Origin of the sequence: Prevotella sp. khp7 (assembly GCF_900109055.1) — a bacterium.
In the GTDB taxonomy this organism is placed as follows: Bacteria; Bacteroidota; Bacteroidia; order Bacteroidales; family Bacteroidaceae; genus Prevotella.
In genome coordinates this window covers 717,655-740,608 of record NZ_FOIV01000003.1, presented here as the reverse complement: position 1 = coordinate 740,608, position 22,954 = coordinate 717,655, and the positions used below count along the sequence as shown (strand labels likewise).

Below are 22,954 nucleotides of genomic sequence, written 5' to 3'. Positions count from 1 at the left end.
GAAAAGGCGCGGAACGATTATAAAATCATTTACACGCAAAACCACGTCAAGGAAGGCTAGGAAACAAGCCACGTGTAAAGCTGAAGTTTACTCCGACTAAAGAAGGGTTTTACTCCGAGTAAAGTCCCACTTTAGTCGGAGTAAAGTGTATGTCTGCCCAAAGGCCATGAACAAGGCACTTCTGCAAACATCAGAAATAAAGATGAATATTGTTTACTTTTCGTCCACACGCCCTTTAACGGTTCTTATGGGTGCAGAACCAGTTGTGCGTGAAGTTGTAGAGAACGAGGGCGACGACGAAGAGTACAAGCGACGTGACAAACGCACGATCAGAATCGCCATAGAACAAAGCATAGCCAAGACCCAGCCCCCAGGCAATACCACTCTCCCATCCCAACAGGAAAGTGCTCTGCGACGTGCCGCGCTGGCAATGACGGCTGAGCTTGATAAAACAGAGCAGAAAGCGCGAGCCAATAAGTCCCAAGCCGAAACCCACAAAGGCGGGAGCAGCATAGAATACAATCTGCTGCGTGCGCGTAATCAGCATGAGCAGGGCGGCTATCATCAGAATAAGCCCCGAAACGACCTCGCTCTTGACCTCAGCATTGCGGAACACAAAACGCTGCGACAACAGGGCTGCCAAGAAACCAACCATCATCATGGCATAGAACATCTCGGACAGAACTACCGAGAAAAGTATGCCAACTGCCAGCATAATGAGCTGGAGATTGACGAAGAGCGGGAATCCGTGAGGCAGAAAGAAGCGGTCGAGACTAACGGTAGGAACATCGTCTTGAGGCGCACGGAAGGGGAAGTGAACCATCATGATGAGCAGAACGGCTACTGCCGCACACCCTACAGCCGAGAGCAGTACGATGCTGAAGCCCATCAGTCGGTCGAGAAGCAGGCCCGTCATAGGTCCCAGCGACAAGGCGAAACGCGAGAACCAGGCTGCCGAGTGGTTAGCCTCCGTGCGCTGGAACGACTCGCTTGTATCGATAATCAACGTGCTGGTAAGCACCATCTGCGCCAGACCGAACACGGCTCCAAGGGCGAAACGCTGGATAACGATGAACTGGAAATCGCAGGACTGGAAACGCTGTTCGTTGAGATAGTATAACAAAGCTGTCAAAGCGCCTACGGCAATAACCGCCCAGATGCAGACCACGTTGCGGCGGAAATGCTGCACAAGGAACGATACGAACATACCCAGCAAGAACAACCCAAGGCCGAAAGCCCCCATAGCGACACCTATCTCCATTGGCGAGAGGTGCTGCGTGGAGAGCAGCCAGCGGGGCAAGGTGGGTACGAGGATATAGACTGACATAGCCAACAGGAAATTAGCTATGGCCATCAACCAGAATTCACGATGCCACAAACGGATATGTACGGGAGTGCTTTGACTGTTCATTACTTCCTGATTAAAGTTTATCGTTTGACGGGGTTATAGTTTTGAGCATAGAGTTTTAAAGTCTACGTTCTCATAATCGCATATCTGTATATCAGAATAGGGAGCAATGGCCTCGACTGCGTTCGTAGTAGCAAGACCAACCACACGCATGCCAGCCGCCCGACCAGACTTCAGGCCGTTGAAACTGTCCTCGAAGACGACGCAATCCTCAGGCTTCAAGCCGAAACGCTCTGCAGCCGTCAGATAGCAGTCGGGATGGGGTTTGCTGCGCGAGAAGTCCTCGGAAGTGAGGATAGCGTCGAAAAGCTCACGGAAACGGGGCTGATGACGATAGACGCTCTCCATCTTGGGGATATTAGAGCTGGTGACCACAGCCGTCTTGACACCATGATTGTGCAAGTCGGCTATCAAGGCTTCGAGCCCTGCGATATAGTCAAAATGCATCTGCTGCTCGAACGCATCGAGACGGGCGGTGATAGAGGAGCGCTGCTGCTCCAAGGGGCCGCTGAACCAGCGGTCGTATATCTGTGTGAGTGTAGAACCTTTGATCTCGTGCTCCAGTCCCGGATGCTCAGGGTGATACTCACGACATATCATACCCCAGAAAACACTATACTGGGGCTCGGTGTCGAATACCACACCATCAAGGTCGAACAAGGCTGCTTTGAAATCTCTTTCTTGCATATTTTGTGAATTTGGGTGCAAAATTACGGATTTTCTACGAGAAATTTGCGATTTTCATGATTTTAGTGTACTTTTGCGGAAAAAATAAGAGCAAAGATGATGATAATCAGACGAAAATGGGTATTTTTAGCCGTCGCAGCAATGCTGGCAATCAGTTGCAAGCAGCCCGATGAGAACACGGTAGAGTTCGAGGAGCTGACCCTGAACAAAACCGTTGCGCTGACAAACGACGAGGATTCGCCAAAATGCTCTATCAGTCTGAAACTTCTACAGGCTACCGAGGCAAACGGCCACAAGGCCGAAGTGATAAACAACACGGTAGTGGAAAACCTGTTCCACATGCACGATATGTCGATGACAGGAGCTATGGAGCGGTTTACCGACAACTACGTCAGCACCTATAAGCAAACCATGCTGCCGCTATACAAGCAAGACAGAAACGATTCAACAAAAAGAGCCTGGTATGAATACCACTACGTCATATCAGCAGAAGCCAGTCAAGGCAACAAGCAGACGGTTGTTTATCAAGCCACAATAGATTATTATGAAGGGGGCGCCAGAGGAACTCACCTGATGCGAGTCATGAACTTCGAGGCGAAGACAGGCCGTCTGCTGACACTCGAAGACCTGTTTGCCGACGGTACGGAGAACCAACTGAACAACATACTGCTGAAAGCTCTAAAGGAAAAGACGGGCTATGCCACGCTCAGCGAACTGAAGGAGCACAACTACCTGACATCGGTAGACATCTATGCCCCTGAGAACTTCATCATAGGCGACGAGACGGTTACCTTTATCTATAACCCCTCGGAGATTGCAGCATATTCAGAAGGTTCGATAGAACTCATCATACCCTATACGAGTTTGGATAAATTACTGAAGAACTCATTCACATACTAAGCATTTATGACAGCAGACATTATAAGAAAGTATTTCCCAGAACTGAGCGAAGAGCAGCAGAGACAGTTTGATGCCCTCGACGCGCTCTATCGCGACTGGAATGCGAAGATAAACGTAATATCAAGAAAAGACATCGACAACCTGTATGAGCACCACGTGCTTCACTCGTTGGCCATCGCCAAGATCGTGAACTTCCGCCCAGGCACGGAAATACTCGACTTTGGTACTGGCGGCGGTTTCCCAGGTGTACCCTTAGCCATTCTTTTCCCCGAGTGCCGCTTCAAGCTGATAGACGGTACGGGCAAGAAGATAAGAGTGGCACAAGAGGTATCGCAGGCTATCGGACTCAAGAACTGCGAGCCTACCCACCTGCGTGGTGAAGAGGAGAAGGGTAAGTACGACTTCATCGTGAGTCGTGCGGTGATGCCCCTACCCGACTTGGTAAAGATTGTGCGCAAAAACGTATCGAAGACACAACGTAACGCCCTGCCCAACGGCGTCATCTGCTTGAAAGGCGGCGACTTGCAGGCTGAGTTGCGCCCTTATGCCAAGATTGTAGAGGCAACAGACATCAGCACCTTCTTCAAAGAAGAATGGTTCAAGGAAAAACATGTGATATATTTACCAATTTAAATATATGCTGAATATCAAGACTTTCATGTGCAACCTGCTACAGGAGAACACCTATGTAGTAAGCGACGACACGAAGGAATGTGTAATCATAGACTGCGGTGCCTACTACGAAGAAGAGCGTACGGCCATCACCCAATACATAGACAACGAGGGACTGAAACCCGTACACCTGCTCTGTACACACGGACACTTCGACCATAACTTCGGCATAGACACCATCTATCATGCCTACGGACTGAAAGCGGAGATTGCAGAGGAAGACGGTTTCCTGATCAACGACATTCCCGGACAGTTCTTGAGAATGATCGGCGTTCCGCTGAAACGAGAGTATCCGCCCGTGGGCAGATATTTCGAGCCCAACGAAGTGATACGCTTCGGTCATCACGAGCTGAAGATTCTGAAGACGCCCGGACATACCCCTGGCGGTGTCGTATTCTATTGCGAGGCTGAGGGCATAGCTTTCTCAGGCGACACATTGTTTCGCATGAGTGTGGGACGTACCGACTTTGAGGGCGGCAGCTATAAAAAACTGGCTGAGAGCCTGAAGAACGTTATCGCAAAAATGCCCGCCGAGACAACCGTCTACAGCGGACATGGACCAAAGACCACCATCAGCGACGAATTGAAGTACAATCCTTATTTACATTGATCATACCACTCTTTGAGCGCACCTTTTGGTGTGCCTCGCCTAACCGTCTCGTCAAGTACGTCGTGGGCCTCCTTACGTTTGCCTTGTCGCAACAGAGCATCGGCTTTCGACACGGCAAAGTCTACACTTGAAGGGCGACGAGTGAGAGCTTCATCCCAGTCGTAGACAGCCACCTCATACTGATGCTGTTCCGTTTCGTAAGCAGCCCGTGCGGCATAAGCGTCGGCACTATCAGGAAAGAGTTGCACGATACGGTTCAACTCATCTGCCGTATCGGCCTTTCTTCCTAACTTCTGCAGAATATGCGCCAAGCCGAGATGCGCCTCAAAGTGCTGAGGCTGAATGGCGAGAAACGACTCGTAGTCGACACGCGCCAAATCGTAATGACGCAACTGAGTATGACAGAAAGCACGGAAATAGAGGGCAGCCAGATTGCGGTTGTCAATATGGAGCACGTTGCCATACTCCTCAACGGCATATTCCCATTGTTGCAGATTAATGTTAGCTTCAGCCTTACGCAATCGGAGATCGACATTCTTAGGGTTCCGACGGATAGACTCCATGAGGGTTGACACAGAGTCGCGCCACTCCTGAGGCGTCTGCGCCGAGGCACAGACAACCACCAAGAGCTGCAACACAATAAGTTTTAATCTATGCATTCTTAATGTAATTTACAATCCAAGCGCCAACCTCACGAGTACCGTAGTGAGCACCACCTTCTATCTGAATCTCCGGAGTACGCACGTTAGCAGCCAGAGAGGCATCGACAGCTTCACGAATAAGGGCGCCTTCCTTCTCCAGTCCGAAATGTTCGAGCAACATAGCGGCAGACAGAATCTGAGCCAGCGGATTAGCCAGGTTCTGACCGGCAGCCTGAGGCCAGGAACCGTGAACGGGTTCGAAGAGCGGCGTGTGCTCACCCAGCGACGCCGAGGGCTGCAAACCCATAGACCCCGTGATGCAGGCCGTTTCGTCGGTAAGGATATCGCCAAAAGTGTTCTCAGTAACGATGACATCGAAGAAACGTGGTTCTGTAAGCACACGCATCGAAGCATTGTCGATAAACATATAGTCGGTAGTAACCTCAGGATACTGGGGTTCTATCTCCTTGGCAATCTGACGCCACAGACGTGATGAAGCCAGGATATTGGCCTTATCGACCACGGTAAGGTGCTTGCGGCGTTTCATAGCCATCTCGAAACCGAGCTTCACGATACGTTCAATCTCAGGACGTGTGTAGATGTCGGTATCGTAGGCCTTATCGTTGTCCTGATACTTTTCGCCGAAATACATGCCTCCCGTCAGTTCGCGAAGCACCACGAAGTCGGCACCACGAATAAGTTCATCCTTCAAAGGCGACTTATGCAGCAGGCAGTCGAAAGTAGCCACAGGACGCACATTGGCAAAGAGTCCCAGTTTCTTACGCATAGCCAGCAGCCCCACCTCAGGACGTATCTTAGCCGTGGGGTTATGGTCGTACTTCAGATCGCCCACAGCAGCAAAGAGCACCGCATCGGCACGCATACACACCTCGTGGGTAGTGTCGGGATAAGGGTCGCCCACCTCGTCGATGGCGTGAGCGCCACAGATTGCTTCTTCGTAAGCAAACTCATGTCCACACTTCTCTGCTATAGCATCGAGCACAGCCACACCTTGTTTCATAATTTCGGGACCTATTCCGTCGCCCGCAAGTATTGCAATATTCAGTTTCATAATTCTTCTTTCTGTTCGTTTTCGTAAATGTTCAACATCTTAAAGGTTGCCTTGATAGCAGCTTCCGTCTGGTCGGCATCCAGACCACGGGTGCGCATGATACGCCCGTTGTCGTTCCATGTGATGACGGTCTGCACCAACGCATCGGTACGTCCACCAGGAGGAATCGTAACCGCATAGTTCTGCAGAATAGGGAACGTGCGGTCGAGATACTTCTTGTAGATATAACGCAGCGACTTCACGAAGGCGTCGTACTGACCGTCGCCCGTTGCCGAGGCCTCATACTGTCGTCCATTGATCTCGACCTTGATATTGGCTCCGGGCTTCAGGCCATAGGCGGTTGACACCACGTAACTGACAAGCTTCACCTTATCCTCAGGCGCATCATGCTTAAGCACATCGCTCACGATGAAGGGCAGATCCTCCTGCGTCACAATCTCCTTCTTATCGCCCAACTCGGTAATACGCTGGGTAACGCGACGAGTCTGCTCGGGCGTCAGTTCAAGTCCCAGTTCCTTCAGGTTCTTGGCTATATTGGCCTTACCGCTGTTCTTGCCGAGGGCATACTCACGCTTGCGTCCGAATCGCTCAGGCACCAGTTCGTTCTGATAAAGTCCGTTCTTATTGTCGCCATCGGCATGAACGCCAGCCACCTGGGTAAACACGTTGTCACCTATGATAGGCTGATTAGGCGCGATAGCGATACCGCTATAGCTCTCTACCAGACGGGAAATGTCGTTCAGTTTGTCTTCATTGATATTGGTCTTGGCGTGGAACTGATCCTTCAGAATCACCTGCACACTCGACAGAGGCGCATTGCCGCATCGCTCTCCCAACCCGTTGACGGTAACGTGCAGTCCCTTGGCACCACTAAGTACGGCAGCCAACGAATTGCTCACGGCCAGATCGTAGTCGTTATGCGCATGGAAGTCGAAATGCGTATCGGGATAACGCTTCATCATCTTGCGGAAATATTCGATACATTGCAGGGGATTCATGATTCCCAACGTATCGGGCAGCATAAAGCGACGGATACCGATGTCGCATAGTGCGTCCATCACCTGATACACATATTCGGGCGAGTCTTTCATACCGTTGCTCCAGTCCTCAAGATAAATGTTCACCGTGAGACCTTTGCTGCGAGCATACTTCACCGCCTGACAGATATCTTCGATGTGCTGTTCGGGCGTTTTCCCCAACTGTTCCTGGCAATGGCGCAGAGAGCCCTTAGCCAACAGATTGACGACCTTTGCGCCACACGACACGATCCAGTCGACACTCTGTCCGCCATCCACGAATCCCAGCACTTCCACCTTGTCGAGTTTGTCAATCCTCTCGGCATAGCGGCATATCATGCTGACAGCCTCTTTCTCGCCCTCAGACACACGAGCCGAAGCCACCTCTATACGGTCGACATTCAGGTCGTGGAGCAGCATTCGGGCGATGATGAGTTTCTCGTGGGGCAGAAAGCTCACACCATTGGTCTGCTCGCCGTCGCGGAGTGTTGAGTCCATGATCTCCACAAAAGGCCGCAGGCTCTTGTAATGACTTACTTGTTCTGCTGTTCCCATAATTCGGTTTTTTCTTTATTCTGTACAAGGAAATCGATATCGTCGAGTCCGTTCATCAGACAATGCTTCTTATAGCCGTTGATGTCGAAGTGCTCGCTTCGTCCCGTTGCCTGATTCGTTACCGTCTGACTGGGCAGATTGACCTCTACCAGAGTCTTCGGGTCGTCCTGAATGCTTTGGAAGAGTTCTGCGAGGAATGCCTCGCTCACCTGCACGGGAAGCACGAAATTGTTGAGTTCGTTGTTCTTGTGGATATCGGCAAAGAACGAGCTGATGACTACCCGGAACCCATAGCCCGCAATAGCCCAGGCCGCATGTTCGCGCGATGAGCCCGAACCGAAATTCTTGCCTGCCACGAGGATACATCCGCTATAGGCAGGATTGTTGAGCACGAAATCCTTGTTAAGCTTACCGTCAGCCTGATAGCGCCAGTCGCGAAACAGGTTGTCGCCAAAGAAACTTTCATCCTTCGTAGTGGCTTTCAAGAAGCGTGCGGGTATTATCTGATCGGTATCCACGTTCTCTAAAGGCAGAGGCACGCAGGTCGACGTTATGATGTTGAATTTCTGTTTCATATTCTTCATTACATTAAGTCTCTCGGGTCGGCTATGACGCCTGTCACGGCGGCAGCGGCAGCAACCAACGGCGATGCCAGCACCGTACGGGCTCCAGGCCCCTGGCGACCTTCGAAATTACGATTAGAGGTAGATACTGAGAGTTTGCCTGCAGGAATCTTGTCGTCGTTCATGGCCAGACAGGCAGAACATCCGGGCTGACGGATCTCGAAGCCTGCTTCGGTCAGAACCTTATCAAGTCCCTCCTCACGAATCTGCTTGTCAACAGCCCACGAGCCAGGAACCAGCCAGGCCACGACGTCTTTCGACTTACGACGCCCCTTTACAATCTGGGCAAACGCGCGGAAATCCTCGATTCGTCCGTTGGTACAAGCTCCGAGGAACACATAGTCGACCTTCGTGCCGAGCAGCTTTTCTCCAGCCTTGAAACCCATATAGTCGAGTGCTTTCCCGAAGTTGGCATCACCCTCTGTAGGAATCGTCTCCGTGATGCCGATTCCCATGCCCGGATTCGTTCCATAAGTGATTCTCGGTTCTATGTCTTCTGCGTTGAAAACCAGCTCCTTATCAAACACGGCATCATCGCCGCTCTTCAGGGTTTTCCAATAGGCGACAGCCTCATCCCAAGCCTCTCCCTTTGGTGCGAACTCACGGCCTTTGATATACTCAAACGTCGTCTCGTCGGGAGCGATGAAGCCGCCTCTTGCCCCCATCTCTATTGAGAGGTTACAGAGAGTGAGGCGCCCCTCCATAGAGAGATTGCGAACCACGTCGCCAGCATACTCCACAAAGTAGCCCGTAGCGCCCGAAGTCGTGAGCCGTGCCATGAGATAGAGGGCCACATCCTTGGCGGTGACACCTTTCTGCAACGTGCCGTTGATGCTGATGCGCATAGACTTAGGCTTTTGCTGAAGGATGCATTGCGAAGCCATCACCATCTCGACCTCAGACGTACCGATGCCGAAAGCCACAGCTCCCATAGCGCCATGGGTAGAGGTGTGCGAGTCGCCACACACGATTGTCATTCCCGGCAGGCTCAGTCCCTTTTCAGGACCAACCACATGGATAATACCATTATCCTTCGACATCATGCCATAGTGTGTCAGACCGAATTCTGCCGCATTCTTCGCCAGCATGTCAACCTGCTTACGCGATACAGGGTCCTCGATGGGTTTATCCTGGTCGTGTGTAGGCGTATTGTGATCGGGCATGCAGTATATCCTCTCAGGACGGAAGCACTTCAGTCCCCTGGCCCGCATACCCTCGAAAGCCTGAGGCGACGTCACTTCGTGGCAGTAGAGGCGGTCGATATAAAGCTGTGTCGGCCCATCTTCCACCTGTTGCACCACGTGCTTATCCCATATCTTGTCAAATAGCGTATTCATTTATTCTTCAGTCTTCTTAAACTTATTGATACAGTCGATGTAGGCTTCTACCGAGGCAGTCACGATGTCGGTATTGGCACCAAAGCCATAATAGAGCGAACCGTCATACTCCACCTGCATGTGAACCTTGCCCACGTCGTCAGAGCCCTTAGAGATGGCCTGAATGGTAAACTCCTTCAGCGTCATCTGCTTCATGATGATTTTCTTCAGGGCCTTGATAGCGGCATCCACAGGACCGTTGCCAGAAGCAGCAGCCTCGAACTTCTGCCCCGAGATGTCGAGACCTATTGAAGCCACGCTCTTCACGCCCTTACCCGTAGTCACCTGCAGGAAGTCGAGACGCACGGCATGTGTGTCAGCCATATCGGCGCCAGCCAGCATCAGCGCGTCGGCATCGGTCACCTCCTTCTTCTGGTCGGCCAGCACGAGGAACTTCTCATAAACCTTGTCGAGCTTCTCCTCCTCCAGGTCAACCCCGTTCACGTGGAGACGATGCTTCAAGGCAGCACGCCCCGAACGGGCTGTCAGCACGATGCTGTTGTCGTCGATGCCCACATCCTTGGGGTCCATGATCTCGTAGGTATGCACATTCTTCAGCACGCCGTCCTGGTGTATGCCGCTCGAGTGTGCAAAGGCGTTGCGCCCCACAACCGCCTTATTTGGCTGTACGGGCATATTCATCAGGCTCGACACCATTCTCGAAGTAGGATAGATCTTCGTGGTGTTGATGTTCGTGTCGATGCCCAACTGCTTATGACACTTCAGAATCATGGCAATCTCCTCGAGCGACGTGTTTCCTGCACGCTCGCCGATACCGTTGATGGTCACTTCCACCTGACGGGCGCCAGCCATTACACCGCTGAAGGTGTTGGCCGTAGCCATGCCGAGGTCGTTATGACAATGGGTCGAGATGATGGCACGATCGATATTGTCGACATGTTCCTTCAGGTACTTGATTTTCTCGAAATACTCCTGCGGCAGACAATAGCCCGTTGTGTCGGGAATGTTCACCACGGTAGCTCCGGCCTTGATCACGGCTTCTACCACCTGCGCCAGATACTCATTGTCTGTGCGCCCCGCATCCTCGCAGTAGAACTCCACGTCGTCGACAAAGCGCTTGGCATACTTCGTGGCCTCGACAGCCTGCTCTAAGATGCGCTCACGGGTAGAGTTGAACTTAAACTGGATATGCTCGTCGCTCGTGCCGATACCTGTGTGGATACGCTTGTGCTTGGCATACTTCAGGGCTTCGAAGGCCACGTCGATGTCGTGCTCTACGGCTCGCGTCAGCGCACAGATAACGGGCCACGTCACGGCCTTTGAGATTTCAATCACCGAATTAAAGTCGCCCGGACTCGATACGGGGAATCCAGCCTCGATCACGTCCACGCCCAACTGCTCGAGCGCCTTGGCCACCTGAATCTTCTCTACGGTGTTCAACTGGCAACCGGGAACCTGTTCGCCGTCGCGGAGCGTTGTGTCGAAAATAAACAATCTGTCACTCATTTCTCTATTTGCAATTTATTTGTTTTGTTTGATCTGATGTCTAAAAGAAAAAGCCTTTCGCACTCGGAAGTGAGAAAGGCTCTTCATATCATTCAGTATCATCGTCTGACCTATATATACGCCCTATCACTTCCGCCTGCCCCCTGCAGTCGAATAATAATAATGGCGTTAAGTAGATTCAGACTCTTCATACTTGCTTCTATTCTTTATTTCGGCTGCAAAGTTATACATTTTCTTTGAATCAAACAAATAAATCGTAAGTTTTTTAATTAAAATAATTGCAATTTGTTATATTTAAGCGCACACACCTTATATATTATTATAATTCAGGCGTTAGCCTTTTCGTAGATGGCCGTCATGTCTTCGGGCTTCAGCACCTCCATAGCGCCAATATTCATCTTACCTCCCCGACTGCACTTCTCAACGAGCGCCTTAATCTCCTCGGCAGTAATCCTGCGGCCCACGAGCTCGGGGATGCTGACGGGCATACCTATCGACACGAAGAAGGCCTCCATAGCCTCGATACCCTTCAGGGCCGTAGCCTTAGGGTCGGTAAAGTCCTGCGTCACCCCCATCACGTCGACGGCAAACTTCGCAAAGCGGCTCACGTGCCTGTCCATCACGTAGCGGGCCCACGAGCCCCAGATGGCAGCCAGCCCCGCACCATGCGTCACGCCGAACATGCCGCTCAGCTCGTGCTCCAGCTTGTGGCAGGCAAAGTCCTTTTCCGTGCCACACTCCGTCAGGTCGTTGTGCGACAGCGAGCTGGCCCACATGATGGCGGCCCTGTGCTTATAGTCGTCGGGCCGACGAAGCACCTCGGGCGTCGCGACCTTCACCGTCCTTAGCAGCGCCTCGGCTATCGCGTCGGTCAGCACGGCATCCTCGTATTTCGAGAAGTAGCGCTCCATCGTGTGCATCATGATGTCGGTAGCCCCTGCAGCCGTCTGGTAAGGCGGCAAGGTGTAGGTACGCTCAGGATTCATGATGGCAAACCTGCAACGACACAGGTCGCTGTTCACGCCACGCTTCAGCATGCCCTCGTCGTTGGTAATCACACAACTCGACGACATCTCGCTGCCCGCCGCGGGAATCGTGAGCATCACGCCGATAGGCAGACACGCCTGAGGCACAGCTTTTCCGTCCCAGAAGTCCCACACGTCGCCCTCGTAGCCCACGCCATAGCCGATGGCCTTCGCCGAGTCTATCACGCTACCGCCGCCAACAGCCAGGATAAAGTCCACGTGCTCGCGCCGACACAGTTCGATACCCTCCCTCACCTTCGACAAGAGGGGGTTCGGCACCACTCCGCCCAGCTCCACATAGGCAATGCCGGCCTCGCCCAGCATCTTCTCCACCTTGTCGAGCAGACCCGATTTCCGTGCGCTGCCGCCGCCGAAGTGCACCAGCACCTTAGTGCCGCCATACTGTTTTATCAACTGCGGAAGCTTCTCTTCCGACTCGCGCCCGAACACCACCCTCGTGGGGGCGTAGAAATTAAAGTCCTTCATCATGAATTTCTCTCCTAAATGAATATTTCTGCTGCAAATATACACATTAATCAATAATAATTAGTAATTTTGCGGCATAAAAAAAATGAAAAAGACCCTATTCTATATCATATGCCCATTCGTGGCCCTCATCGCGGTCACGCCCTTTCTCCCCCGCCCCGTCCACAAGGCACCCAACCTGTCGGGCCACATCGTCGTCAGCCAAGACACCATCGAGCCCGAAGACACCAGCATCCTCAACTTCGCCAACGAGCTGGCCTACTACTTCTCGCGCCATAACGTGCAAGACGAGGGCTATGAGATGGTGGCCGCCTTTGCCGACGGCAAACGCCTCGAAGTGAAAGTCTCGCCCTACATATCGGCCCTGAACGTGGGCACATGGAAGAACCGCCAGCGCCAGGGCACAGGCGTCGCCCTCGACTCGCTGGGCCGCACCATCGTCGGCACCTTTCAGGCCGACACCCTCACCACGGGCATCCGCCTCGACTCTACGGGCACCTATCGCGGCGACTTCGTCAGACTCGCCGCCCAAGGCCACGGCGCCTATCAGCATTTCAACGGCAGCTACTTCGAGGGCCATTGGGAGAGCGACCTCCGCCACGGTTTCGGCCTCGAGATGCAGAATCCCCTCGGCAGCGAGCCCCGCCTGCGTGTAGGCGAATGGCTCAGCAACCGCTTCTGGGGCGAGCGCATGCGCTACACCACCGAACGCATCTACGGCATCGACATCGCCCGCTACCAGCACGAGCAGGGCCGTCGCCGCTTCCCCATCGACTGGAGCAAGATGCGCATCACCTTCCTCGGCAAGAAGAGCCACAAGAATGTCAAGGGCGACGCCGACTACCCCGTGTCGTTCGTCTTCATCAAGTCCACCGAGGGCGTCACCATCCGCAACCGTTACTACGCCTCCGACTACCATCAGGCCCGCAAACACGGCATCCGCACAGGCGCCTACCACTTCTGGCGTACCAAACTTGGCGGCGCCCAGCAGGCCCGTTTCTTCCTGCGCAACACCCTGTTCGGCAAGGGCGACCTCCCCCCCGTGCTCGACGTAGAGCCGTCCGACGCCCAGATCCGTGCGGCAGGCGGTCCCGAGGCCATGTTCCGCCAGATACGCACGTGGCTCCGCATGGTTGAGCAGCATACGGGCGTCAAACCCATCCTCTACATCAACCAGCGCTTCGTCAACATGTATCTGCCCGTGGCCCCCGACATCAAGCGCGACTACCGCGTGTGGATAGCCCGCTACGGCGAGTACAAGCCCGACGTGCGCCTGGCCTTCTGGCAGCTGTGTCCCGACGGCCGTGTGGCAGGCATCCGCCCCGAGGTCGACATCAACGTGTTCAACGGCTACCAGACCCAGTTCGACGAGTTCCTCGAACAGGAGACCATCAAGTAAGCAGTCAAAAATAAATGCAAATTAAACTATGTTCTTGATATCACGCTTCTTGCCATTTTCGCATTGGTTCTTTCATCGCTTCTAAAAGATTGTCAACAAACATATTGCACTCATTAATAAGCCCAACTATATTATCACATGTTAAGGTTATTCTCTTCAAGTGATTATCTTCTTTTTGGTTTCCTGAACGATGAATAATATCATGTCTTTTTAAAATATCCTTATTAATCCTTGTGTAATCTGGAAAACTAATTTCAAAAACGTTTTCAAAAACGTTTTTTATTTTCTTCATATTATGAGCATTTATACTACATATATCTTTAAATACAAACTCATAAACATCATTCTTTTCATAATTTGCGTTGTTTATATACAGAAGATATCTGTCAAAATACAGTTCACAACCTAAAACCATAGTATATAGAAACGATGTAATAAACAGTTCGAAATTACCAAACACAGCGCCATAAATGCTCTTTAGTTGTATCTGTATTAAATCTTCTGGTATCTCAATCTTTAAAATTCTTAGAATCTTATCAATCTCTTCTATATATTCATTTTTGAGTATTGATGGATCATTAAAAGTAGCTAATCCTCCTAAAGATACAGCAATGCCTCCAGCTGCCTTATATCTACAATATGGAATAAGTGTCATTTTATCATCTAGATTAAGGTCGCCTTCTATTACTAAACAGGCATTTGATGCTTCTTTTATATCTTCTAAGCACGATAATCCTTTTGCTATATGATAGCCTTTATTGGCATATATTCCACCCTTTACATATACGATACTTTTTTTCATTTTAAAATGTTTTTAATATTTCATAATTAAAGAATAATCTAGTGAGTTGTGAATCTACACTTTGGATAATTAGAACATCCCCAAAAACTACCATATTTTCCCTTTCGTAAGACTAACTGAGCGCCACATCTTGGGCATATACCTGAAGCGAGTTTCTTATCTGTTTCGTTCTTTGCCCATTTTACATTTTTCACATGTTCTCTATCGCTTATTACCTCCCTATAATCGTAGACATTAATTCTCTCTACCAAATTCAAGACATCAATATCTGATAAATAGATAGTTCGATAATTAATTATCGTATCATATAAGGCTTCTTCAGAAATAACACAGTATTGAGATTCGATTTTAGATATATCAGCCATATCTGTAAATACGACTATGGGCACAATCGGCAAATAGGGCCACTCTTTTACCATATTCTTTATGGCATAGGCATGAGCCATGGATTGTTTTACTGGATTATAAAACTTATTCTTTGTAACATAGGTGTAAGTCTTGTACCATTTCCTCCTATACGTCACATCTGTGACAATAAGCTGAGTCCAATATAGAGAATTGTCATTTCCAAAAATCTCTCCACGATAGTTTTTTGTCTCTATCGTGAAGATAGCATATTTAGAAACAACTATATGGTCGATTTGAATAGTCCTATTACCCGACTTTAAAATTACATCTTTAAAGACATAATACTCATCAGGTAAATCCAATAGCAAATTATGAATCTTAGCTTCTCCCCTTTTCCCTTTCATCTTGGGAGATCTCAATACCCATGAAAGGATAACAATCCCTAAAACTACGACGACAAATACCATATAAAAAATGTCATGCATAGAAATCCTCAGAATAGTTACATATTAATGTATTTCACTGGGTTTGCGCTACGACCATAGAACGTCTTAACAGACTTTCCTATATATGTACTATCAGGATCCTCGATTCCATTAAACTCTACTCGTCTCAAGTATTGGGATTCCTGGGTGTAGTACCATTTTTGAGGAATATATACAGCTTTCACCTTGCCATCTACAATAGCCAGTACATGTGTAGCTAGAGAAACTCTCTCCAGATTCATTTTCCAATATTTACGCGTCATCTCATAGAGATTTTCACGCTTTATAAATCCTACCTTTACACAGACTATTCTGTCGCTTTCATTAGGTAACAATTCGTTTTCTGTATCCATACAATAATCGGGTTAGGTTTGAAAATATGATGGCAAAGTTACTAAATATTTCTAACACAAGCAAATGTTTGAGCGGATTATCTTTATTTCTATATTGTTGCAGTTGTTGCAGTGTTGCAGTTCGAATCAGGGAGTGAGAAAAGTGAAAAGTAAATTCTATATATTTATATATATACAATATATATAATATATAGACATTTTTTAGGGGTGCGCCAATCTTACAAACAACTGCAACACTGCAACAACTGCAACAGATTGGGTGATTCTGCTCGGAGGAAAGCGAGAGTTGTAATAAGGCTAAGTAGGACTTTGCTCGGAGCAAGTATGGGAGTAGTCGAGGTGTTGGTAGATAAGGTTCTTGAGTGAGATGAGAGAAAGATCCCTCAGCATTGAAGTGCTGAGGGATTTATGATTATGTTCTAATCGAAGAGAACTGACTACTCGGGCTTTACGCTGTCGCAGACGGCCTTGTAGTACTGGCGGAAGTCGCTCCAGCGGTAGTACGGGGCCTGGGTGGTGGGTACGGGCAGCGTGGCCTCCTCGCCGTTGAGCAGCAGCTTGACGAGTATGTCGTCGGCCGACTTCTTGCCGCGGTAGAACACCAGCTGGATATTCGACGCCATGCAGGTCTCCCAGCTCTGGTAGCAGTTCTTCACCTCGTAGGGGTCTTCGGGGTCGAGGTCGGCGCCGTTGATGCCCAGCAGAACGGTGAGCGGACCGATGAACGAGTCGTGGCCGAAGCGCAGGTCGGCTATGCGGTCGCTATGCCCGGCGAGCACGTCGTCGGCCTTCTGGATGATGTCTTCAATAATGGGGATGACGATGTAGCGGCCGCTGAAGAGCCATGAGTAGGTGCCCAGGTTGCTGTATTCCCAAAAGTCGGCTACCTCCTGGTCGCTGATGATGCTACCCATCATGCCCTCGTGGTCGATGCTGGGCAGCGAGGTGTAGAGCTCTGAGAGCCAGTCGACCACTTCGTCGGCAGGGGCCGTGAGGCTGTCGGTGGTGGTGAACACGCGGCTGAGGACGGTCTGCACGATGGTGGTGTCGACCTTGAACTTATCCATGTTGCTCTCGAAGCGGGGTTTGCACTCGGGGTATTCCTTGCGGTCGGGGTTCTGCTTGTCGGTGGGCACCACGGCGTTGAGCGTGAAGCGCGACGACTGCTCGCGAATCTCGATCTTAGGGTTGCACTGAACGAGCTCCTGACAGAAGCCCGACATGGAGATGACGCAGCGACCCACGAGCGACGAGACGGCCAGCACGTTGCCGCCCTTGCGGAACACCTGGGGGAAGTCGTTGTACATGCGGCGGGCAATGCCCTGGTGCTGCTCCCAGCCCAGCTGGGTCAGTTCGCTCCAGCCCGTGTTGAGCTCTTTCTTGGCGGCCATGAACTTCTGGCGGAAGGCTTCGCCCTCGGCGGTGAGCTGGTTGAGGGTGTGGGCCTTCGTGAGCAGGGTGTCGATGTTCTTATAGAGTTTCTCGTTCCAGTAGTAGCGCGAGCCGTGACGGCCGTAGTGGCTGATGTAGAACGGCTTGTAGCCCTTGGGGGCCTTGGTGAGCGGGGCGGTGTTGAACTGATAGGGATAGTCGGTGCCGTAGGCCCTGCGCGGGTCGGCCTTCAGACGGTCGAGCGCGGCATTGCTCTGAGCCCAGGCGCCCACGCCCAGACACAGGAACAGGAGATTAAAGATAGTACGTTTCATAATCGTTTTAAAATTTTTTTTCCTTGCAAAGGTACGAATAAGCGGGCAAAAAAAAGGGTATGCCCGAAAAGACATACCCCCTTTTTAACCTTTTTTGTTATTTAAAGCGGTAGGGTAAGTCGCCCTTCGCCCAGTTCGTTCCGTCGCCCCAGCCGGGGTTCTGCTCGAGCACGCCCTCAGAGAGGGTCACCTGATCCTCTGGAATCTTGAAGAATCCACCACCCGTCTCATTGTAACGGGCCATGAAGTCGTTGGTGAAGGCATATTCGCCCTCGATGCCCTGGTTCAGGATCTTGTTGCCCACCTGGTTCTTCACCTTCTCGGCTACGTCGCCCCAGCGGCGCAGGTCGTTCCAGCGCAGAGCCTCGAAGCAGAGCTCATAGCGGCGTTCCTTCTTCAGGTTGGCAAGGCTGTAGGCGATGTCGGGCAGCTTGGCACGCTCGCGAACGGCATTCAGACCGCTCTTGCCGTTGTAGATGGCCTTACCGTCGGTGAGCTCTGAGTGCATGAGCAGCACGTCGGCAAAGCGCAGCCATACGAGCGACTGGGTGAGACCCGTCTGGCGGTTGTTCTCAGAACCGTAGAAGTAGCCGTAGCTGAGCATGCGCTGACCCGTCTCGGGGTCGATGGCCTCGCAGCCTACATACTTCTTGGCCAGCAGGTTGGTGTTCTCTACCTCCTTGGCCTTATCACCCTTGTAGTTAGGAATCTCGACGGCACGGTCGCAGATAGAGCCCACGCGGCGGTAGTCGCCTGCATAGTCGGGATCGGCAGCCCAGTCGGTCCACAGCTTCTCGCACACGGGACCGTTAGAGTAGCCCTGTACGGAGAATGGGAAGGCGTCGGCCGTGGTCTTGCGCAGGCTGTAGAACTCTACGATACGGTTGTGGCGCAGCTGGTCGTCGGCACTCCATCCAGGCTTGTTCGACATCTTGACGGCAAACATGTTCTCCTTGTTCTCGTCGGTCTCCCAGTTCAGGGCGTTGTCGAGGTCGTACTTATAGTCCTTACCCGTGTAGGGGTTGGTGTAGGGCCAGAGGTTGCGCTGGTCGGCCACAAGGCCGTAGCCGCTGTTCTGGATGCAGTCCTCGAGCCAGGCAGCCACCTGCGACTTCGAGATGCTGCCACCGTCGGCCAGGGGCAGTTCGCTCTTGCCGTAGAAGCCTGTGTAGAACAGCCACACGCGAGCCATCATGCCCTCGGCAGTCCACTTTGAGGCACGGCCGTCGCCAACCTCAGGATACTTTGTGGCGGGGCCTATCTCGATGGCGCTCTTCAGGTCGCTGGCTATCTGGGCATATACCTCGTCGGGGGTAGACTTAGGCAGGTTTTGGGGCTCGGTAGAGAGTACCAGGGGCACGCCGTTGAACACCTGAACAAGATTGAAGTAGTACCACGCACGGAGGAAATGGATTTCGCAGAGCAGCTGGTTCTTGGTCTTCTCGTTAGACCAGCCAGTCACGTTGTCGATGGTCTCAAGAGCGTTGTTGGCGCGGTTGATACCGGCATAGCGCTGCTGCCACAGGGGCTTCATCCAGTCGACGTAGGCATTCATCAGTCGGTCGACGCCCTGTGCGCCGATGTTACTCTGAGAGCCGCCGCCCAGACGGTCGTCGGAAGCGATATCGAACACGAAGAAGGGGTCTTCCTCGGGGTCGGCCAAGTTACGGTTCATCACGGAGTATATACCGTTTACCATCTGGAAGGCGTCGGTCTCGTTGATCGGGAAGTTCGACGTGTCCTTCATCGTCAGGTTCTCCGTGTCCAGGAAGTCGTCACATGAGGATAAAAGTAAAAAGGTGAAAAGGTAAAGAGGCAGAACCTTTACTATACCTTTGGCCTTCATAAAAATATATTTTCTCATATTCTTTTGCTTATTTAATTTCCTACTTTCTTACCTTTTATTTAGAAGTTGACGTTCAGACCAACCTGCCAGCTACGTGAAGAGGGATAGTAACCGTTGTCGATACCAGATGCCCAACTTGCGCCGTTACCGAAACCGACCTCAGGATCCATACCCGAATAGTTGGTGAAGGTGAAGAAGTTCTGAAGCGATACATACAGACGGCATCTCTGTACAGGCAGGAACTTGGCGATGCGCTTGAAGTCGTAGCCAAACGATACTCTTGAGATCTTGAAGAAGTCGGCATCCTCAATCCATACGCGAGAGATTTCCGACATGTTGGCTGTCTTACCGTCGGAGAAGCGCGGATAGCGGTTGGTGCTGCCCTCGCCCGTCCAGTACTTGGTGTACACGTCGGTACAATAGTTGTCATCAGGATGGTCGGAGAACTGACGATAGCTCTTTGCCACCTGCTGTCCGAACGAGCCGTAGCCGTTCAGGGCGAAGTCGAAGCCCTTATACGAGAGGTTGATGTTCAGACCTACGGTAAAGTCGGGGTTCGGGTCGCCGATCATGGTCTTGTCGTCGTCGCCCTTGTCGATCTTGCCGTTGCCGTTCACGTCGACGAACTTCACGTCGCCAGGCTGCAGCGACTCACCCTGCAGAGAGTTGGCCTTGTCGCCGCCGCAGTTGCGGTTCAGGTAGTCCTGAAGGTCCTGCTCGTTCTGAATGATACCCTCCATCTGGTAGCCCCAGAAGTAACCGATTGGGAATCCTACCTGAATGCGGTAGAGCTCGGCTGTGTTCTGTGCGATGGCGTTTGAACCGCCGTGGATGATACCCTCGGAGTTAGCCAGACGCGTTACCTCGTTCTTGTTGTGCGAGAAGTTGAACGATACGCCATAGGTGAAGTCCTTGCCGATTCTGTCGTTCCAAGAGAGCTGAACCTCATAACCCTTGTTCTCGATGTCGCCACCATTGATATAAGGTGCGCCTGTGCCGTAAGACAACAGCATCGGAGCGCGAACCAGCCAGTCCTTGGTGGTCTTCTTATACCAGTCGAAGGTCACACCCAGACGGTTTCTCAGGAAACGTGCGTCGAAACCGAAGTCGAGCTGCTCAGAGGTCTCCCACTTCACCTCCTCGTTAGGCAGGATGTTTGGATAGGCTCCGATACCGGGGTTGTCCTTGTTGTCGAAATAGTAAGGATCGTCGAAGGCGATGGTTGCCAGATACTGGAAGCTCGAGATGTTACAGTTACCGTTCTGACCCCAGCTGCCGCGCAGTTTCAGGAAGTCGAGCCAGCTCTTGGTAGACTCGAAGAACTTCTCGTTAGAGATGACCCAACCAGCCGATACTGAGGGGAAGTAGCCCCAGCGGTGTCCGCGTGCGAAGTTTGAAGAACCGTCGGCGCGCAGCACGAGCGACAGCAGATAGGTCTCGTTGTAGTTATAGTTCGCACGTCCGAAGAACGACGACAGGGCGCCCTGCTCCTGTGGTGTGCCGCTGATAGAGGTCACGGCTGGGTCGACCACGTTGGCGTTGTCGATATAGGCATGCTCGAACGAGCCCGGGAAGAGCGAGTTGGAGTTTGTCACACCCACGCTATTGCCGTAGCCCCACTTCTCGAGCGACTGACCCAGCAGGATGTCGATGTTATGACCGCCGAAGCTCTTCACGTAGTTCAACGTGTTTTCGAGCGACCAACGGGTGTTGTATGACTGACGCTGAGTGACGTCGTCGGCAGGATTTGACTTCTTGGTGCTCAGCTCGTAGACGGGCTTGTAGCTGCGGCGGTCGGTGTGATGGTACAGCCAACCTGCGCTCACGCGGTAAGTCAGGTCCTTGATAGGCGCAAACTCGAGGAAGAAGTTCGACTGCAGGCGCCAGCCCTTTGTGTAGCCGTAACCCTCGTCATACTTCATGGCTGCCAGGGGGTTCGACATTTCTGCGCTGAAGTCCCATTGGTCGGCCTGGATATCCTTATACTCATAGAAACCGCCTTCGTCGTTATAGGCAGGCAGCAGCGGGCTCATGGCCAGCAGGCTGCGGATGCTGTTGCTGTAGATACCGCCGATAGAGATACCCTTCTTGTCGGTAGCCGAGAATGTGACGTTCTCGCCGAACTTCAGCACGTCTCTGCCGTTTCTGCGGATGAGTGAGTAGTCTGAGTTCATGCGGATAGTGGTACGGTCGTACTTTGGCGTTGCAGGCCATCCGATGGTACCCGTCTGATGGAACTTGCTGGCACCGATGGAGAAACGCGACACGTCGCCACCACCTGTGATGTTGATAGAAGCGTTGTTGATAGGCGCGTCGTCGATCATGGTCTCTTCCAACCAGTTGGTACCGTTCCAGGTGCCGTTCATTATCTGAGCATACTGCTTCGGGATGAGCTTCGCCCAGTCGTAGGTGGCTACGCCCTGAATCTCGTAGGCCTTGTCGTTGATTTCCATATACTGCTTGGCGTTCAGCGGCGTAACGTCGTTGGTGTTGGCGTTCTGCCAGCCCAGATAACCGTCGAAGGTCACCTGAATGTGTCCAGCCTTTCCCTTCTTGGTGGTCACCAGGATAACACCATTTGATGCGCGTGCACCATAGATGGCGCTCGAAGCGGCATCCTTCAGAACGTCGATGCTCTCGATATCGTTTGGCGAGAGGTCGGCAATGTTACCTCCGGGCACGCCGTCGATAACATACAACGGAGAGTTGGAACCAGCAGTACCCATACCACGGATGGTAACCTTATAACTCTCACCAGGCTGACCTGAGTTCATCACGATGTTCATACCTGCTGCCTGACTCTGCAGGGCACCGAATGCGTCGACGGCATTCACGGCTGCGATGTCGTCGGACGTCACGTGAATCGTTGAACCGGTAATCAGCTTCTTGCGCTGCGTACCGTAACCCACTACGACCACGTCGTCGAGCAGATTGCTGTCTTCGCTCAGACTGACTGAAGTGGCGCCCGTAGCCGAGGCCTTGATGGTCTGGGACTTGTAGCCGATATACGAGATATCAAGCTCAGCACCAGGAGCGGTCTCGAGCACGAAGTTACCCTCCATGTCGGTGATGGTACCGTTTTTCGTACCTTTCTCCATCACGGTTGCGCCAATCACGGGCTCGCCGTTGTTGTCCAACACCGTACCGGTCACGCGCTGCTTCTTGCCCTTCGCGGCCTTTCCGGCGTTCTTCTTAGAGATCACAATGCTCTTGCCCTGAATCTCATAGGTCACGTCCTGACCCTTCAGAATCTGGTCAATGGCATCATTAGCATTGTCAGCGTCGATGTTCACCTTCTTGTTGGTGTCTACGTCGCTGGCCTCATACACAAACGAATACCCGCTTTTCTGTTTCAACTCCGACATAGCTTTCTTAACCGTCACGTTGTTCAGCTTGAGCTGCAGGTTTTGAGCCCAGCTACCAATACCAACGGCAAGCATCATTGCCAGAATAACAAGTTTCCTTTTGTTCATTGGC

The 22,954-nt window shown here is 51.8% G+C and carries 19 protein-coding genes; 4 read left to right on the top strand and 15 right to left on the bottom strand.

Translation table 11 applies throughout. The annotated features are described in order from the left end of the window. Positions 1–235: 235 nt before the first annotated feature. Together BMX82_RS10155 and BMX82_RS10150 are read right to left on the bottom strand one after the other, a co-directional pair. Positions 236–1,411, bottom strand: coding sequence for an MFS transporter (locus BMX82_RS10155; RefSeq protein ID WP_036910965.1), 1,176 nt, complete (start codon positions 1,409–1,411; stop codon positions 236–238). A gap of 33 nt (positions 1,412–1,444) precedes the next feature. Further along, the gene (locus tag BMX82_RS10150; protein ID WP_091768494.1) at positions 1,445–2,095 is read right to left on the bottom strand and encodes an HAD family hydrolase; all 651 of its coding nucleotides are present in this window, start codon (positions 2,093–2,095) and stop codon (positions 1,445–1,447) included. 96 nt (positions 2,096–2,191) lie between these two features. Here BMX82_RS10150 and BMX82_RS10145 point away from each other — a divergent pair, with 96 nt between their 5' ends. The 3 genes from BMX82_RS10145 to BMX82_RS10135 are packed head-to-tail and all read left to right on the top strand — an operon-like array spanning position 2,192 to position 4,277. Beyond that, entirely contained in the window at positions 2,192–2,995 is an 804-nt protein-coding gene (locus BMX82_RS10145; RefSeq protein ID WP_091768490.1) for an RsiV family protein, read from the top strand. A 6-nt stretch (positions 2,996–3,001) separates the two neighbouring features. Then, positions 3,002–3,628 (top strand): 16S rRNA (guanine(527)-N(7))-methyltransferase RsmG, encoded by a 627-nt coding sequence (gene rsmG, locus BMX82_RS10140; protein WP_036910971.1) that lies wholly within the window; start codon positions 3,002–3,004, stop codon positions 3,626–3,628. A gap of 4 nt (positions 3,629–3,632) precedes the next feature. Further along, positions 3,633–4,277: an MBL fold metallo-hydrolase gene (locus BMX82_RS10135; RefSeq protein WP_091768487.1), complete on the top strand. Its 645-nt coding sequence runs from the start codon at positions 3,633–3,635 to the stop codon at positions 4,275–4,277. Here the strand turns inward: BMX82_RS10135 and BMX82_RS10130 are convergent. The 7 genes from BMX82_RS10130 to BMX82_RS10100 all read right to left on the bottom strand — a co-directional run bounded on the left by BMX82_RS10130 (position 4,265) and on the right by BMX82_RS10100 (position 12,538). Further along, entirely contained in the window at positions 4,265–4,936 is a 672-nt protein-coding gene (locus BMX82_RS10130; protein ID WP_091768484.1) for a tetratricopeptide repeat protein, read from the bottom strand. The genes BMX82_RS10135 and BMX82_RS10130 overlap by 13 nt on opposite strands. Then, positions 4,929–5,990, bottom strand: a complete 1,062-nt coding sequence (leuB, locus tag BMX82_RS10125; RefSeq protein ID WP_091768481.1) for a 3-isopropylmalate dehydrogenase — start codon at positions 5,988–5,990, stop codon at positions 4,929–4,931. Before leuB ends, BMX82_RS10130 begins: the two co-directional genes overlap by 8 nt. Then, on the bottom strand, positions 5,987–7,561 hold the full coding sequence (locus BMX82_RS10120; RefSeq protein WP_036910980.1) for an alpha-isopropylmalate synthase regulatory domain-containing protein: 1,575 nt from the start codon (positions 7,559–7,561) through the stop codon (positions 5,987–5,989). Before BMX82_RS10120 ends, leuB begins: the two co-directional genes overlap by 4 nt. Continuing rightward, positions 7,540–8,136 (bottom strand): 3-isopropylmalate dehydratase small subunit, encoded by a 597-nt coding sequence (gene leuD, locus BMX82_RS10115; RefSeq protein ID WP_091768620.1) that lies wholly within the window; start codon positions 8,134–8,136, stop codon positions 7,540–7,542. The genes BMX82_RS10120 and leuD overlap by 22 nt, the downstream gene beginning before the upstream one ends. Before the next feature lie 8 nt (positions 8,137–8,144). Continuing rightward, the gene (gene leuC / locus BMX82_RS10110; RefSeq protein WP_036910982.1) at positions 8,145–9,521 is read right to left on the bottom strand and encodes a 3-isopropylmalate dehydratase large subunit; all 1,377 of its coding nucleotides are present in this window, start codon (positions 9,519–9,521) and stop codon (positions 8,145–8,147) included. Next, positions 9,522–11,027: a 2-isopropylmalate synthase gene (locus BMX82_RS10105; protein WP_036910984.1), complete on the bottom strand. Its 1,506-nt coding sequence runs from the start codon at positions 11,025–11,027 to the stop codon at positions 9,522–9,524. A 326-nt stretch (positions 11,028–11,353) separates the two neighbouring features. Further along, complete coding sequence (locus BMX82_RS10100; protein ID WP_091768617.1) at positions 11,354–12,538, bottom strand: iron-containing alcohol dehydrogenase; 1,185 nt, start codon at positions 12,536–12,538, stop codon at positions 11,354–11,356. Between the two features lie 85 nt (positions 12,539–12,623). Here BMX82_RS10100 and BMX82_RS10095 point away from each other — a divergent pair, with 85 nt between their 5' ends. Further along, a complete protein-coding gene (locus BMX82_RS10095) occupies positions 12,624–13,937 on the top strand; it encodes a GH25 family lysozyme (RefSeq protein ID WP_091768478.1) in 1,314 nt (437 codons plus the stop codon). A gap of 40 nt (positions 13,938–13,977) precedes the next feature. Here BMX82_RS10095 and BMX82_RS10090 read toward each other — a convergent pair whose 3' ends face one another. From BMX82_RS10090 to BMX82_RS10065, 6 genes are all read right to left on the bottom strand, one after another. Further along, positions 13,978–14,739, bottom strand: coding sequence for a hypothetical protein (locus tag BMX82_RS10090; RefSeq protein ID WP_036910987.1), 762 nt, complete (start codon positions 14,737–14,739; stop codon positions 13,978–13,980). A gap of 38 nt (positions 14,740–14,777) precedes the next feature. Further along, positions 14,778–15,491, bottom strand: coding sequence for an NERD domain-containing protein (locus tag BMX82_RS10085; protein WP_255396589.1), 714 nt, complete (start codon positions 15,489–15,491; stop codon positions 14,778–14,780). A 98-nt stretch (positions 15,492–15,589) separates the two neighbouring features. Further along, a complete protein-coding gene (locus tag BMX82_RS10080; protein ID WP_036910991.1) occupies positions 15,590–15,925 on the bottom strand; it encodes a hypothetical protein in 336 nt (111 codons plus the stop codon). A gap of 437 nt (positions 15,926–16,362) precedes the next feature. Beyond that, positions 16,363–17,631, bottom strand: a complete 1,269-nt coding sequence (locus tag BMX82_RS10075; protein ID WP_091768475.1) for a histidine-type phosphatase — start codon at positions 17,629–17,631, stop codon at positions 16,363–16,365. A gap of 97 nt (positions 17,632–17,728) precedes the next feature. Then, entirely contained in the window at positions 17,729–19,495 is a 1,767-nt protein-coding gene (locus BMX82_RS10070; protein WP_091768472.1) for a RagB/SusD family nutrient uptake outer membrane protein, read from the bottom strand. 41 nt (positions 19,496–19,536) lie between these two features. After that, positions 19,537–22,950, bottom strand: a complete 3,414-nt coding sequence (locus BMX82_RS10065; RefSeq protein ID WP_091768469.1) for a TonB-dependent receptor — start codon at positions 22,948–22,950, stop codon at positions 19,537–19,539. Positions 22,951–22,954: the final 4 nt, after the last annotated feature.